Raw genomic sequence first — 13,548 nt, forward strand, 5'->3', positions numbered from 1 at the left:
TAGCTCAGCCGATCGCGGATGCGGCCCCCCTGAGCACCAAACCGGCCCCCAGTGCGACGACCAGCAACGCCGACGCCAGCGGCACGGTCCGGCGCACCAGCGCCGCCGTCGGGCCGCCGAGCCGGCCCTCGCCCTTGTCCAGCACCCGCGTCGCCCAGCCGCCCGCCTTCACCACGGCGTACCCGGCCGCCGTCAGCGTGAGCGCCAGCCCGATGCCGTACGCCACCACGAGCAGCAGCCCGAACCACGCCTTCCCCAGCGCCGCCGCGCCGACCAGCACGACCACGGCCGACGGGCTCGGCACCATCCCGCCCGCGAAACCGAGCAGGATCGTGCCGCGCAGGGTGGGCGCGGTGGGGTGCGTGTGCGTGAAGCCACCGTGGGTGTGGGTGACACCGCCGCCGAAGAGGGAGCGCTTCTGGGTGGGGGCGTGGTCGTGGTCGTGGTCGTGGCCATGGTCGTGGCTGTGCTGGTGGCCGTGGCCGTGGCCGTGGTCGTGCTTGTGGCCGTGGGCCGTGGCGTGTGAGGGGGCGGGGGTGTGGGCCTTGGCCGGGGCGTGCTCGTGGGTGTGCGCTACGACTGACGCGTGGGCGTGCGTGTGCGCCTGGGCGTGGGCGAGTACGAGCTCCCGGCCGGGCTCGGGCGCGTGGTCGTGCGTGGGGGAGTGCCCGTCCTCGTGCCCGTGCTTGTGGTCGTGGTCGTGGTGGTGGTGACCGTGCTCGTGACTGTGGTCGTGGTGGTGACCGTGCTCGTCACTGTGATCGTGGTGGTGACCGTGCTCGTGCTCGTCGTCGTGATCGTGGCTGTGGTCGTGCGTGTGCCCGTTCCCGTGGCCCTGCCCGGGTGCCACCGCGAGCTTGCGGTTCAGCCACGCGCGTCGGGCGAGCGTCACGCCCGCCGTCATCACGAAGAGGCCGCTCGCGATGCCCAGCCAGGTGATCACGGACGGCGCCGCGGCCGAACCGGCGAGGACGAGGAGGCCGAGGGCGACGACGCCCAGCGTGTGAGTGACCGTCACGGACGCGGCCATGGGGAGGACGTCACGCATCCGGGCCCGGTCGCGGGCGGCGGCCGTCGCGGCCATCAGGGTCTTGCCGTGACCCGGGCCCAGCGCGTGCATCGCGCCCAGGAACATGGCGATGCCGAAGGCCAGCGCGCCGAAGCCGAGCGTGAGGTCCTGGCTGGAGACCAGGTCGTCGAGGGCCCGGGTCCAGCGGTCCGCGCCGCGCGGGAGGATCGAGGCGCCGGGCGCGTCGCTCTCCTGCTCGGCCAGCGCGGGGCCGCCCGGCTCCACCTGGAGGGACGCAGTGGCCGTGTCCTCCGGCGACTGCAGCAACTCCTCGGGATAGCTGGTGAGTTGCTTCGACACCGACTCCTCGGGCACGTCCGACCCGGTCAGCGTCATCCGGTCGCCCCGGGCGGTGACCTCCCGCCAGCCGGGACCGGAGTCCACGGCGGAGTGGAAGCGTACGTCGGCGGCCCGGTCCGGCAGCGGAGCTGTCAGCCGGCACTCCACGCGCAGCGTCTTCAGCCCCGCCTGGCCCGGCCGCTCCTCGGCGCCGCTGGACTTGAGCGTGACCTCAACGGCACTCCCGTCGACGGTGACCTCACTGCCCTCGGCGGCCTTCGCACACCGCTCCCGGGCCCAGTCGCCCACCCCCTGCCGCTCGATGGCGGGCGCCGCCTGGGTCGCCGGGATCTCCGCCAGGTCCTCGACATGGAAGATCTTCAGCTGTCCGGCGGCGGCGACCAGGCCGTCGTACCGGTTGACGGTGAAGTTGCCGAGCGGGTGGGCGCTCGCGGCCTGGGCGGGGACGAGGACGAGCGCGCAGACGGACAGGAAGACCGCCGTGCAGGAGGCGAACACGCGCCGGGGAGAGGTCACTTGGCGGCCTCCATGGCCTGCGGTGTCTTCAGGGTCTTGCGGGCCTGAGCCGCGCCGAGCGGCGAGAATCCGGCGTTGAGGTCGAGCGCCGCCTTCAGCGAGGCCCGGGCCTCCTTCCTGTCGCCGACCGCGTACTCGACCATGCCTCGGTGGTACAGGAACGTCGCGTCCTTGTACCCGGTGGCGGTGGCCCGGCGGGCGTACGGCAGGGCCTCGTCGTCGCGGCCGTTGACATGGAGCGCCCAGGCGAGGGCGTCCGCCGTGTGGACCGTCTCCCGGCGCTTCCACTCGGCCTCGGCGGCCCGCAGCGCGGCCTTGGTGTCACCGTGGTCCGCGGCGGCGAGCGCGGTGTCGAGGTCCGCGTTGACGCCGTTGGAGCGGGCGATGGCCGTATAGGCGTCCACCAGCGTGTACTGGTCGCGCGCCTTCGTCCTGTCGCCCTGCGCCTCGTACAGCTCACCGAGCACCACGAGCGGTCCCGGCAGCGGGTAGGCGGACACGACCTGCTCCAGGCCGCGGATCGCCTCCGCGCTGTCGCCGCTCGCGGCCTGGGCGCGGGCGCGGCCCTCCAGGGCGGGGAGGTAGGTGTCGTCGGCGCCGAGGGCGCGCGCGTAGTGGTCGAGCGAGGTCTTGTATTCGCCCTGCCGCCAGGCGAGTTGGCCGAGCTGGGTGGCCACGTAGGCGATGTCGCCCCGGGTCACCGCCGAGGCGAGTGCCTTCTCCAGCACGCGGCGGGCGGTCTTCACGTCGCCGCGCAGCTCGTACACGTAGGCGTACCGCGTGAACACGGGGATGCCGGGGCGGCGGGTGTCGGCGAGCCGCACCGCCTTCAACGCCTCGTCGTAGCGGCCGAGTTCGACCAGGGCGTCGATGCGGCTGCACAACGCCCGTTCGCTGTACGGGTTTTCCTCGAGCGCACGGTCGGCGTAGCCCAGTGCGTCCTTGAACTCGTGGCGGGCGGCGGCGAGGGCGGCGAGGCCGGCGAGCGCCGGGTCGTTGTCCGGCCGCAGCTTCAGCGAGCGTCGCAGGGCCTTCTCGGCCTGCGGGTAGCGGGAGGGGTCGCCCTTGACGCGGGCCTGCTCGACATAGGCGAGGCCGAGGGTGGACCAGGAGCCGAAGTCCTTGGGCTGTTCCTTGAGATGGGCCTGGAGCGCCGTGACCGTCGTGTCGAGGTCGCCACTGGCGAGCTGGGCCGCCGAGACGCCCGGCGAGGTCGACATGGCCACCGTCCGGTCGTCGTCCCGGGCGCCCAGCGCGACCGCGAAACCGGTGAACGCGACGGCCAGCGCGGCCGCGCACGCGGTGAGCCGCAGCAGCCGATGCCGGGCCGGTTCGCCGGCGCGCCGGCGATCAGGCTCGGGCGCGGGCTCCGGGCGGGGCTCGGCGTCGGAGGCGGGGCCGGACTCGGCGATGTCGCGGTGGTCGTCGGAGGCGGGGCCGGACTCGGCGATGTCGCGGTGGTCGTCGGAGGCGGGGCCGGACTCGGCGATGTCGCGGTGGTCGTCGGAGGCGGGGCCGGACTCGGCGATGTCGCGGTGGTCGTCGGAGGCGGGGCCGGACTCGGCGATGTCGCGGTGGTCGTCGGACGCGGGGCCGGACTCGGCGATGTCACGGTGACCGTCGGACGCGGGGCCGGACTCGGCGATGTCACGGTGACCGTCGGACGCGGGGCCCGACTCGGCGATCTCGCGCCGGTCGTCCTCGGGAGCCCCCTCGTCGGGACGCGGACGCCCGTCCTCCGACGCGCTCTCGTTCGTACGCGGGGACATGCCCTCTCCTCAACATCCTTGCCGAGTGCGGTGGTTGTGGTCGTGGGGCGCGGCCCGCGCCGTGGGGGATGGGTACGAGCGGGCCGCGCCGGTTCGGTGGGCCGGGCCCGGAGGAGGGGCCCGGCCGGGAGGGGCCTAGTAGTAGGCCCGGTCGTTCCGGCGGCGCCACCACAGCAGACCCGCGCCGATGAGCAGGACACCGCCCGCGCCGGCGCCGGCCGAGGCCGCGATCAGCGTGGTGTCGTCGGCGGTGCTCGCCTCGACACCGGTGCCGAGAGCGCTGCGCACGTTGTTCGTGGTGTTGCCCTTGACGGTCTTGCCACGCGAACCGGCCGTCGGCAGACCCACGTACGGGAAGTGCTTGCCGAACTTCTTGTCGTTCTTGTCGACCGCGTCGCCCAAGTCGTTCTTGGCGCCGAGCAGTTCACCCTCGACGACCTGCAGCGCGATGTCGAGCACGTCGTCGGTGAGCCGACGCCCGTTCGGGAAGCCCTGGTTGTCACCGTCGAGCACGCCGAGCCGCTTCGGCTTCTTGGTGGGCGCGATGGAGGTGTTGAGGCGCAACTGCTCCGACGGGGTCACGTGCGGGGGCTGGTTGAGGCCCTCGACGCCCTTCAGGAAGACGTCGACCAGGTCGTTGCGCGGCTCCGCGGGAGCCGGGATCTTGTAGATCGCCTCGATGAGCTTGGGCAGCTCGGGCTCGGTGACGTTGTTCAGGAACTGGGCGTCGTCCACCGGCGAGGACGCGTTGAACGTGTCCTTGTCCTTGATGGGGTTGACGACCTCGTTGACCAGCGGCATGCCCAGACGCGACACCTGGCGGTACTCGCCGTCGGCGCCCTCCCGCTGGGTCGTCGACCAGATACCGACGATCGGCTGGTCCTTGGACTCGGCGAGCGCGTCGCTCGGCACCTGCAGGGCGATCGAGTTGACGTTGTACTGCTTGAGCGTGTCCCGCCCGACCTCGGAGAGGTCACCGCCGTACAGCAGGTCGAAGACGCGCAGGTCCAGGAAGAACGGGTCGTCGGCCTGGCCGGCGTACGTCGTCACCCCGCTCGCCGTCTCGTAGACGGCCTCGTCGCGCAGCTTCTTGAAGTCGGGCATCGACGCCTTGCCGACGTTCGACGGCGCCACCCACACGTCGTCCGCGAGCTTCGTCTTGGAGACGGCGCTGCGGTTCTTCAGCTTGATGAGCTCGATGTCGTACGTCTGCGTGATGTTGAGGTCCGGGTCGTCGAGGCTCTCGACGACGCCCGTGTTGTACAGGAAGGTCTTGTCGTTCTTCGTCTTCGTCTTGAACGTGTACCGGAAGATGAGGTCTTCCTGCGCGTCGCCGTCCTGGTCGACGCGGATGTCGTACTGGGCCTCCTCGGAGAACGGGAAGAAGTTCGGTCCGCCCGCCGGCTCCTCGAAGGGGATCCAGTTCGCGATGATCGTCGTCGTGTCCGGCTTGTCCGGACTGACGAACGCGTACACGTCCGTGTTGTCGAACTGGGGCTCCCCCGAGATCAGCGGGGCCTCCCGGTGGCTGGAGGCGGAGGCCGCCCCCGGCTCCAGCACGGTCACGCCGGCGGCTGCGAGCCCTCCGGCGGCCAGCGAAGCACAGATGAGGGACGCGACGCTCCTGCGTCCCGAGCCGCTCCTGGAAGTAGGTGTCATGCCGTCCGTCCTCTGTCCCAACTTGCCTGACGAACGCCATTCGGAGCGGTCGGCAGGGTGGATTGGTCGAATCCCAAACGTTCTTACGGCGCGTTTGAAAGGTTGTTTCAGCGGAGAGCCGGATTCGTTGATCTGATCGGTGATCCGAACGGTCCTCGGATCCGTGATCCGGTCTGTGACGCGATCCGTTCGGATCCGTCGACGGAAGACCCGCGCTTTGGGCAGGCTGATCCGTAACCCCATCCGGAGGTGGGTTCGTTGCGAATGCCTTACGCGCGGAGATGGCCGTGCACGGCCGGAGACGAGGGGGAGCGAGTGGAGGCGGACAAACTTCTGGTCCGTGTGGCCGGAGGTGACCAACGGGCGTTCGAGGAGCTGTACGCGCTGGTGTCCGGCCCGGTGTTCGGTCTGGTCCGCCGGGTCGTGCGGGACCCCGCCCAGTCGGAGGAGGTGGCTCAGGAAGTGCTGCTCGAACTCTGGCGCTCCGCGGGCCGGTTCGACCCCGCCCGCGGCAGCGCCCTGTCCTGGATCCTCACCCTCGCGCACCGGCGCGCGGTGGACCGGGTGCGCAGTGCCCGCGCCGCCACCGAGCGCGAGCAGCGCGAGGGGCGCCGCAACCACCACCCCGCCTTCGACCAGGTCGCCGAGGAGGTCGAGGCCGGACTCGAACGCCAGTGGGTGCGCCACTGCCTGGAGAAGCTCACCACCCTCCAGCGCGAGTCCGTCACCCTCGCCTACTACGACGGCTACACCTACCGTGAAGTGGCCGAGCGGCTCTCCCTGCCGCTCGGCACGGTCAAGACCCGTATGCGCGACGGACTCACACGGCTGCGCGAATGCCTGGGAGGAGTCGCATGAGCGCCCTGATCGGCCGGCCCGGGGGAGGTGCCACGTGAGCCTGTTCCGCCGCGAGGACCTCCACTCGCTCGCCGCCCCCTACGCGCTCGACGCCCTGGAGCCCGCCGAGCGGCGCCGCTTCGAGAAGCATCTGGAGCGCTGCGACCGCTGCCCCGCCGACGTGCGCGCCCTGTCGGAGGACGCGGTCCGCCTCGCCTGGTCGACGGCCGCCCCGGCACCGGCCGCGATGCGCGACCGGGTCTTCGCCGCCGTACGCAACACACCCCAGGCGGCTCCGGCCCAGGCGCGCCCCCAGCAGCATCTGCCGCCGCATGTGTGGGGCACCGCTCCGCCGCCGAAGGTGCGCGCGCGTGCGCCCCGGATGCGCTCTCTGCTCGCCCCGCTGGCCACCGCCACGGCCGCCGCCGCGCTCGTCGTGGCGTCCCTCTTCGCCGTCCAGGCGAACCGCGCCCAGGACCAACTGGACGCGGAGCGGGCCCAGGCGAGTGAGATCGCCCACGTTCTCGCCGCACCGGACGCCCGCGCGACCAGTGACCGGGACGCGGAGGGCCAGGCAATCGGAGTGATCGCTTCCGCCGAGGAGGGGAGCGCGATCGTGACCCTCAGCGGATTCGAGAACCTCCCCGAGGACCGAGTGCATCAGCTCTGGCTCATGCGCCCCGACGTGCAACCGCGCTCCTTGGGCCTCTTCGACGGCGACACGCCCTTGGTCGCCGTCGGAATGAACACCGACGCGACGTCACTCGCCGTGACCGTCGAACCCGACGGCGGATCACCTCAGCCCACCAGCCAGCCAGTTGTCCAACTCGCCCTGGAATCAGTCGGATTCGGAGAGTAATCAACAAGGCTGTTACCGGGTAGGTAAATACCGGGACCGTGATTCCCGAGTGCTCCAACGGAGCGATATGGTTACGCTGCCCGGGCCGGGTGGACTCGTACGGGTGGGGAGTGACATGGAACAGATAACAGTGCACAGGGCGCGAGTCCCTGCGATCACCTGCGGGAGCAGCGCGACCAGTTCGCGGCTCGACCGCCATCTCTCGGTGCTGAGCGGCCCCGCCGTGCCACAGCGCGAGGCGGCCGAGGCGACCTCGCTGATGCGCGAGATAACGTCACGCTCCCCGCAGGAGCGCAGCAGCCGCAAGGACACACGCCTCGGACGGGTCTCACTGTTCGCACCCCTGAAGAGGCTGCGCCGCTCGCTGTTCGGCAGCCGCTAGCACCACAGCTCCAAGGGCTTTCCCCGCTACAGAGCCCGCGCTCAGGCGACCACACCGTCCCGGCGCAGCGCTGCGATCTCGTCGTCCGTCATCCCCACGGCACGCAGCAGCGACCCGGTGTGCTCCCCGAGCGCGGGCACCGCGCCCATCCGCGCCTCGTCCCCGCCCGGCAGCGTGATGGGCGGGAGCAACGCCCTGAGCGGCCCCACCGGTGAGCCCACTTCCCGCCACCGGTCCCGGGCCGCCAACTGCGGATGCTCCGCCACCTCCATGACATCCCTCAGCCGCGCACAGGCGATCCCCGCCGCCTCCAGCCGCGCCACCGCCTCGTCGGTGTCCAGCACGCCCAGCGCCTCCGCGACCAGTTCGTCCGTACGCCCCCGGCGGGCGACCCGCGCCGGATTCGTCGCGAACGCCGGATCGTCCGCCAACTCCGGCCGTCCCAGCACCTGTTCGACGAGCCGCCGCCACTCCCGGTCGTTCTGCACCGACAGCAGCACCCGCCCGCCGTCCGCCGTCGGATAGGCGTCGTACGGCGCGATCACCGCGTGCGCCAGCCCCGTCCGCACCGGGGGAGCCCCGTCGTGCATCGCATGGTGCAGCGGATGCCCCATCCACTCCGCCAGCGCCTCCAGCATCGACACCTCCACCGGCCCGCCCCGCCCGGTCGTGCCCCGCCGTACGAGCGCCGCGAGCACCCCCGAGAACGCGTACATCCCGGCGGCGATGTCCGCCGCCGGGATGCCCGCCTTCACCGGCTGCTCCTCGGTCCCCGTCACCGACACCAGGCCGGCCTCGCACTGCACGAGCATGTCGTACGCCCGCTTGTCCGCGTACGGCCCCGACGCCCCGTAGCCCGAGATGTCCACCGCGATCAGCCGGGGGTGCGCGGCGCACAGGGTGGCGGCGTCCAGGCCGAGCCGGGCCGCCGCGCCGTGCGCCAGGTTCTGCACGAACACGTCCGCGTCCGCCACCAGCCGCCGTACGACGGCCAGACCGCGCGGGTCCTTCAGGTCCAGCGCCAGGGACTCCTTGCCCCGGTTGCACCACACGAAGTGCGAGGCCAGGCCCCGGGCGGCCGTGTCGTAGCCGCGGGCGAAGTCACCGCCGTCCACCCGCTCGACCTTGATGACCCGCGCGCCGAGGTCGGCGAGCTGCCGGGTGGCGAAGGGTGCCGCGACGGCCTGCTCGACGGCGACGACGGTGATGCCGTCGAGGGGCAGGGGATCGCCGGTGCGGGGGAGTGAGCGCATGCCGTGGATCATGTCCCCGGCGGGGCGCCGTTGTCACCAGGGCGTGCCGAGCGTCACGTGGCCCCGGCACCCGCCCCCGCTCACTGGCCCCCGGCCCGTCCCCCGGGCGGGCCGGGGAGTCACTTGGGTCCGGCCGCGTACGTCCGGACCGCGAGCGGTACGAACACCGCGAGCAGCACCGCGCACCAGGCCAGCGAACCGGCGACCGGATGCGCCACCGGCCAGGCGGCACCGTCGGGCACGGGCGCGTTCCCGAAGAGGTCGCGGAGGGCCGTGGTCACCGCGCTGATCGGGTTCCACTCGGCGACCGTGCGCAGCCAGCCCGGCAGACCCTCGGTCGGGATGTACGCGCTGGACAGCAGCGGCAGCAGGAAGGTCGCGCCGCCCAGCTGCCCGGCCGCCTCCTCGTTCCGGGTCAGGAGGCCCAGGAAGATACCGATCCACACGGCCGCGAACCGGAACAGCAGCAACAGCCCGAACGCGCCGACCGCCGCGAGGGCGCTCCCCTCGATCCGCCAGCCCACCGCGAGCCCCACCAGCAGGAACGGCACGGTCCCGGCGGCCGTGACGACCACGTCCGCCGCCGCCTGCCCGAGCGGTACGGCGGCCCGGCTCATCGGCAGCGTGCGGAAGCGGTCCATCACGCCCCGGTGCGTGTCCTGCGCGGCCTGGAACATGCCGGTCATGATTCCGCCCGCCGCCGTCGCCACCAGCAGACCGGGCACCAGGAACCGCCGGTACTCCTCGCCAGGGACGGCGAGGGCGCTGCCGAAGACGTACCCGAAGAACAGCAGCATGGATATGGGCATGGTCTGGGTGAGGATCAGCAGTCCTGGGTTGTTCCGGACCCGCCGCAGCTGCCGGCCCAGCATCGCCGTGCCGTCGTACGCCAACGCGCTCATGCCGCACGCTCCTTGGGGGTCACTGATCCGGTCGTCAGCCGGAGGAAGACGTCATCCAGGGTCGGCGGGCGCAGACTCGCGTCCATCAACGGCACGCCCGCCGCGTCGAGTTCACGGACGAGCCGGGGGAGGGTGAGCGTCGGGTCGAGGGTGACCGCGCCCACGGCGTGCCGCTCGTGGTCGAACGACGGCTCCGCACCGGTGAGTTGGTCGAGGACGCCCGCCGCCTTGGTCATCGCGTCCGCGTGGGAGACGACGACCTCCGCGTACGAGCCGATCAGCGCCTTGAGTTGGGGCGGCGAGCCGCTGTGGGCGATCCGGCCCCGGTCCATCAGCACGATCTGATCGGCGAGTTGATCGGCCTCCTCCAGATACTGCGTGGTCAGCAGCACGGTCGTCCCCTCCGCCTTCAGGGCGCGCACGGCCTCCCAGATCTGGTTGCGGCTGACCGGGTCGAGCCCGGTGGTGGGCTCGTCGAGGAAGAGCACCGCCGGATGCCGGATCAGGCTCGCCGCGAGGTCGAGCCGGCGGCGCATGCCGCCCGAGTACGTGGAGGCCGGCCGGTCGGCGGCCTCGGTCAGACCGAAACGGTCGAGGAGTTCGGCCGCGCGTGCCCCCGTGTCGCGGACGCGGTGCAGCCGTGCGAACAGCCGCAGGTTCTGCCGCCCGGTGAGGTCCCCGTCCACCGACGCGTACTGCCCCGTCACCCCGATGGCCCGCCGGACCGCCCCCGGCTCCCGCACGAGGTCGTGCCCCGCGATCCGCGCCGAGCCCGCGTCCGGCCGCAGCAGCGTCGCCAGCAGCCGTACGGCCGTCGTCTTGCCCGCCCCGTTCGGGCCGAGCATCCCGACCACCGAGCCCTCCGCCACGGCCAGATCGAGGCCGCGGACGGCATGGACGTCCCCGAAACGCTTCTCCAGGCCCTCACTAAGTACAGCGTACGTAGTTGTCATGGGTGGACCATAGCGCATTACGTACGCTGTACGTAACTAGGATGGTGGCCGAGGTGATGATCGATGGCTGGCCGACCGGCCGTACCCCAAGTGATCTGGGCGCGCCCCGAGCGCACCGGCCGAGGTCCCAGGCCCGCGTTCAGCCGTGCGGACATCGCGGCGGCGGCCGTGCGGCTCGCCGACGAGGGCGGCCTCGACGCGGTGTCCATGCGGCATGTCGCGGCCGAGCTGGGCTGCGGCACGATGTCGCTGTACAACTACGTGCCGCGCAAGGAGGACCTGCACGAGCTGATGGTCGACGCGGTCGGCGGGGAGCACGAGCTGTGGGAGCCGAGCGGGGACTGGCGGGCCGACATGCGGCGGGTGGCCCATCAGACGCGGGCCCTGCTGCGCCGGCACCCGTGGATGCCACGGCTGATGTCCCCGGTCTACGGGTTCAGCCCCAACGGGCTGCGGTATCTGGAGCACTGCATGACCTGTATGGACTCGCTCGACGCGCCGTACGGGACGAAGATGCAGCTGCTCGGGATGGTGAACGGGTGCGTGACGACGTACGTCGCGAACGAGCTGGCGACGGCTGAGCGGGTGCGGTCACTGCCGTGGTCGGAGGAGCGGGAGAACGAGGTGCGGATCGCGTATCTCGGGGCGCAGATCGCGAGTGGGGCGTATCCGCGGCTGGCCGCGGCGTTCATGGAGGACTCGGGGCCGATTGATCTGGAGGCCGCGTTCGAGTGGATGCTTGGTCGGGTGATCGATTCGTTCGCGCCGTAGGGGTTTGGGGGTTGGTGGGCGGCTGCGGGTCCGTGGGGGCCGGTCGCGCAGTTCCCCGCGCCCCTAAAGCGCCCGGGCCCGGCGTTTGAACAGTTCGCTCCTCCTCACAGCAGTGTGAACTGGCCCTCCGGGCCCTCCTCGTGGTGGTCCAGGACTGAGGCCGGTTTGCGGGCGGCTTCCGGGATCGGGAGTACGCCCGCCTTGCGCAGGTCCGCCGTCGTGATCGGGTTCTCGACTGTCAACTCGGCCTGCCTCGGGCGCTGTTCCGCGAGGAGTGCCAGCACTGTGATCAGTTCCAGCAGCTCCGACGTCCAGGGCTGGGGCCAGGTCGTCGGGCGTACCGCCTCCAGCGTGCCCGGCTCCGCCGGGGCCGTGCGGCGGGTGAACCACTCCTCCAGGACGCGGACGCCGCCGACGTGGAAGTCCCAGGCCTCGGACGGTACGGGGGAGATGCGGCCCTCGCCGACGAGGAGGGCTTCCTCCTCGCGGTCGTAGAGGAGTTCCAGGGGTCGGGAGGGGAGCGGGGCGCGGACGTAGGGGCGGCGGCCGCCGGGGAGTTTGGGGCGGTCGCCGTCGCGGCGCATGAGCCAGAGGGTGCGGCGGCCCAGTTCGACGCCGTGCGACCAGGCTTCGGGGTCGGTGGGGAGGGGGATCTCGATGCCGTGGGGGCCGGGCCGCGCGGCCACCAGCACCCAGGCGAGGAGGTCCAGCGGGGTGGCGGGGGCGGTGCCGAGGCGTTCGCCGACGTACTCCGGCAGGCCCGGCGCGAGGTTCGGCTCCAGGCCGCCCGGGCGACGGAACAGCGGGCGGATCCTGGCGATGCGCGGGCCATGGAGCGGGAGCAGGGGCAGGACGGGGGAGGCGAGGAGAACGGGGCCCGACGACTCCGGGGCCACCGTCTGCTCGACGACGAACACCTGGTGCTCGTCCGCCACACGCCACAGCTCCGGGCGGGCGGAGTCGATCAGGCGGTGGTCGGGGATGAGCCACTGCTCGTCGAAGGGGGCGGCCAGGACCCGTACCGGCTCGGGGCAGGGGCCCGACTCGCGGGCCAGCCGGCCGGTGCCGCTCGACTGGCCCGGCAGTTGGGTCACCGCCGAGACGAGCGTGCGGGAGCGGGTCGGGACGAACAGGGCCTCCCGGTCCGGGCCCTCGGCCTTCACCAGGGCGTCCCAGCGGGCTTTCAGGGAGGCCGCGTCGGGGGCCGTCGGCCACCCCCGGCCGAGCCGTGGCGGTGCGACGGACCACGGCATGAGGTCCGCGAGCAGCGGAACGTCGTCGGGCGTCACGCTCGGCATCGTACGACCCTAGGGGGTGCTGCGAGAGTCCCGCCCAGCACCCGCGGCGCCCGGCACGCTCCCCCACTCTCGGCTTCGCTCGAGCGGGAGGGGCCTCCACCGCCGTACCGGCCAAAGACCCAAGTAACTCCGCTGCAGGGGCCTTCGTCCGGCACGCCGAGGCCACGCACCGGACACCGCGGGCACCGCACGGGACTCTCGCAGCACCCCCGGTCAGTGGGCATCGAGGCTGACCGTGAAGGAGAAGCGGTCGCCGCGGTAATGGATGACCGCGACGTCCAGGACGCGGCCGTCCTCGTCGTAGGTCACGCCCGTGTAGTGCAGGATCGGGCTGAGCAGCGGTACTCGCAGCAGGCGGGCCGTCTCCGGGTCCGCGAGGCGGGCCTCCACCGTGTCCGTGATCCGGCCGATGGCCACACCCACCACGTCCCGCAGCACCTTGGTCATCGGCCAGCGGAGCAGGTCGCCGCCGTCGATGCGTTCGGCCAGCTCGGGGCGGACGTAGTTGCGGGCGTGGTTGGTGGGCTCGCCCGTCCTCTCGTCGCCGCGCAGCCGGTGGTACGTGGCCACCTCGGTCAAGTCCGGGAAGTACTCCGCGAGTTCACCCGACAGAGGGGTGCTGCCCTGGTCCAGCAGCTCGGTCGTCATGCCCGACTGCTGGGCCACGATCGCGTCCACCGAGCCGAGCAGCCGCACCGGCGCGCCCCGCTGGGCGCTCGGCTCGATGAACGTGCCGCGCCGGCGGTGCCGGGTGATCAGCCCCTCCTCCTCCAGCTCCTTCAGCGCCTGCCGCATGGTCAGCACACTCACCCCGTAGTGCCCGGCCAACTGCTCCTCGGTGGGCAGCCGCAGAGGATCCCGGGGCGCCCGGCCCAGTATCGAGGCGCGCAGGGACTGCGAGACCTGATACCAGAGCGGCAGTTTGCGGTTCAGGACGATCGAATCCGGAGCGAATGAGGTCACGACGGTATCCGTACCCG

General features: G+C 72.1%; 12 protein-coding genes. 4 read left to right on the forward strand and 8 right to left on the reverse strand.

The genetic code is table 11. The features are described 5' to 3' along the window. Positions 1 to 4: 4 nt before the first annotated feature. The 3 genes from JIX56_RS37030 to JIX56_RS37040 form a co-directional block, all read right to left on the reverse strand. Complete coding sequence (locus tag JIX56_RS37030; protein ID WP_257547167.1) at positions 5 to 1,885, reverse strand: nickel transporter; 1,881 nt, start codon at positions 1,883 to 1,885, stop codon at positions 5 to 7. Further along, positions 1,882 to 3,654 (reverse strand): tetratricopeptide repeat protein, encoded by a 1,773-nt coding sequence (locus JIX56_RS37035; protein ID WP_257547169.1) that lies wholly within the window; start codon positions 3,652 to 3,654, stop codon positions 1,882 to 1,884. The genes JIX56_RS37030 and JIX56_RS37035 overlap by 4 nt, the downstream gene beginning before the upstream one ends. 135 nt (positions 3,655 to 3,789) lie before the next feature. Beyond that, positions 3,790 to 5,313 carry a DUF4331 domain-containing protein gene (locus JIX56_RS37040; protein ID WP_257547171.1) on the reverse strand — a complete coding sequence of 508 codons (1,524 nt, stop codon included), beginning with the start codon at positions 5,311 to 5,313 and terminating at the stop codon, positions 3,790 to 3,792. A gap of 315 nt (positions 5,314 to 5,628) precedes the next feature. Here JIX56_RS37040 and JIX56_RS37045 point away from each other — a divergent pair, with 315 nt between their 5' ends. From JIX56_RS37045 to JIX56_RS37055, 3 genes are all read left to right on the forward strand, one after another. Further along, positions 5,629 to 6,171: a sigma-70 family RNA polymerase sigma factor gene (locus JIX56_RS37045; protein WP_257547173.1), complete on the forward strand. Its 543-nt coding sequence runs from the start codon at positions 5,629 to 5,631 to the stop codon at positions 6,169 to 6,171. 34 nt (positions 6,172 to 6,205) lie between these two features. Continuing rightward, positions 6,206 to 7,009, forward strand: a complete 804-nt coding sequence (locus JIX56_RS37050; protein ID WP_257547175.1) for an anti-sigma factor — start codon at positions 6,206 to 6,208, stop codon at positions 7,007 to 7,009. Between the two features lie 115 nt (positions 7,010 to 7,124). After that, entirely contained in the window at positions 7,125 to 7,391 is a 267-nt protein-coding gene (locus JIX56_RS37055) for a hypothetical protein (protein WP_257547177.1), read from the forward strand. Positions 7,392 to 7,432: 41 nt separating this feature from the next. Here the strand turns inward: JIX56_RS37055 and JIX56_RS37060 are convergent, their stop codons facing one another. The 3 genes from JIX56_RS37060 to JIX56_RS37070 all read right to left on the reverse strand — a co-directional run bounded on the left by JIX56_RS37060 (position 7,433) and on the right by JIX56_RS37070 (position 10,499). Beyond that, positions 7,433 to 8,656, reverse strand: coding sequence for a CaiB/BaiF CoA transferase family protein (locus JIX56_RS37060; RefSeq protein ID WP_257547179.1), 1,224 nt, complete (start codon positions 8,654 to 8,656; stop codon positions 7,433 to 7,435). Positions 8,657 to 8,763: 107 nt separating this feature from the next. After that, positions 8,764 to 9,546 carry an ABC transporter permease gene (locus tag JIX56_RS37065; protein ID WP_257547181.1) on the reverse strand — a complete coding sequence of 261 codons (783 nt, stop codon included), beginning with the start codon at positions 9,544 to 9,546 and terminating at the stop codon, positions 8,764 to 8,766. After that, positions 9,543 to 10,499 (reverse strand): ATP-binding cassette domain-containing protein, encoded by a 957-nt coding sequence (locus JIX56_RS37070; protein ID WP_257547183.1) that lies wholly within the window; start codon positions 10,497 to 10,499, stop codon positions 9,543 to 9,545. Before JIX56_RS37070 ends, JIX56_RS37065 begins: the two co-directional genes overlap by 4 nt. A 63-nt stretch (positions 10,500 to 10,562) precedes the next feature. Here JIX56_RS37070 and JIX56_RS37075 point away from each other — a divergent pair, with 63 nt between their 5' ends. Continuing rightward, entirely contained in the window at positions 10,563 to 11,270 is a 708-nt protein-coding gene (locus JIX56_RS37075; RefSeq protein WP_257547185.1) for a TetR/AcrR family transcriptional regulator, read from the forward strand. 104 nt (positions 11,271 to 11,374) lie between these two features. Here the strand turns inward: JIX56_RS37075 and JIX56_RS37080 are convergent, their stop codons facing one another. Both JIX56_RS37080 and JIX56_RS37085 read right to left on the reverse strand, forming a co-directional pair. After that, the gene (locus tag JIX56_RS37080; RefSeq protein WP_257547187.1) at positions 11,375 to 12,568 is read right to left on the reverse strand and encodes a type ISP restriction/modification enzyme; all 1,194 of its coding nucleotides are present in this window, start codon (positions 12,566 to 12,568) and stop codon (positions 11,375 to 11,377) included. Positions 12,569 to 12,781: 213 nt separating this feature from the next. Then, the gene (locus JIX56_RS37085; protein WP_257547188.1) at positions 12,782 to 13,531 is read right to left on the reverse strand and encodes a GntR family transcriptional regulator; all 750 of its coding nucleotides are present in this window, start codon (positions 13,529 to 13,531) and stop codon (positions 12,782 to 12,784) included. Between the last annotated feature and the right edge of the window lie 17 nt (positions 13,532 to 13,548).

Source organism: Streptomyces sp. CA-210063 (assembly GCF_024612015.1).
Classification (GTDB): Bacteria; Actinomycetota; Actinomycetes; order Streptomycetales; family Streptomycetaceae; genus Streptomyces.

Coding starts and splice junctions, on each gene's coding strand:
- JIX56_RS37035 (WP_257547169.1), bottom strand. CDS start 3,654: ATGTCCCCGCGTACGAACGAGAGCGCGTCGGAGGACGGGCGTCCGCGT.
- JIX56_RS37040 (WP_257547171.1), bottom strand. CDS start 5,313: ATGACACCTACTTCCAGGAGCGGCTCGGGACGCAGGAGCGTCGCGTCC.
- JIX56_RS37055 (WP_257547177.1), top strand. CDS start 7,125: ATGGAACAGATAACAGTGCACAGGGCGCGAGTCCCTGCGATCACCTGC.
- JIX56_RS37060 (WP_257547179.1), bottom strand. CDS start 8,656: ATGATCCACGGCATGCGCTCACTCCCCCGCACCGGCGATCCCCTGCCC.
- JIX56_RS37065 (WP_257547181.1), bottom strand. CDS start 9,546: ATGAGCGCGTTGGCGTACGACGGCACGGCGATGCTGGGCCGGCAGCTG.
- JIX56_RS37070 (WP_257547183.1), bottom strand. CDS start 10,499: ATGACAACTACGTACGCTGTACTTAGTGAGGGCCTGGAGAAGCGTTTC.
- JIX56_RS37075 (WP_257547185.1), top strand. CDS start 10,563: ATGGCTGGCCGACCGGCCGTACCCCAAGTGATCTGGGCGCGCCCCGAG.
- JIX56_RS37080 (WP_257547187.1), bottom strand. CDS start 12,568: ATGCCGAGCGTGACGCCCGACGACGTTCCGCTGCTCGCGGACCTCATG.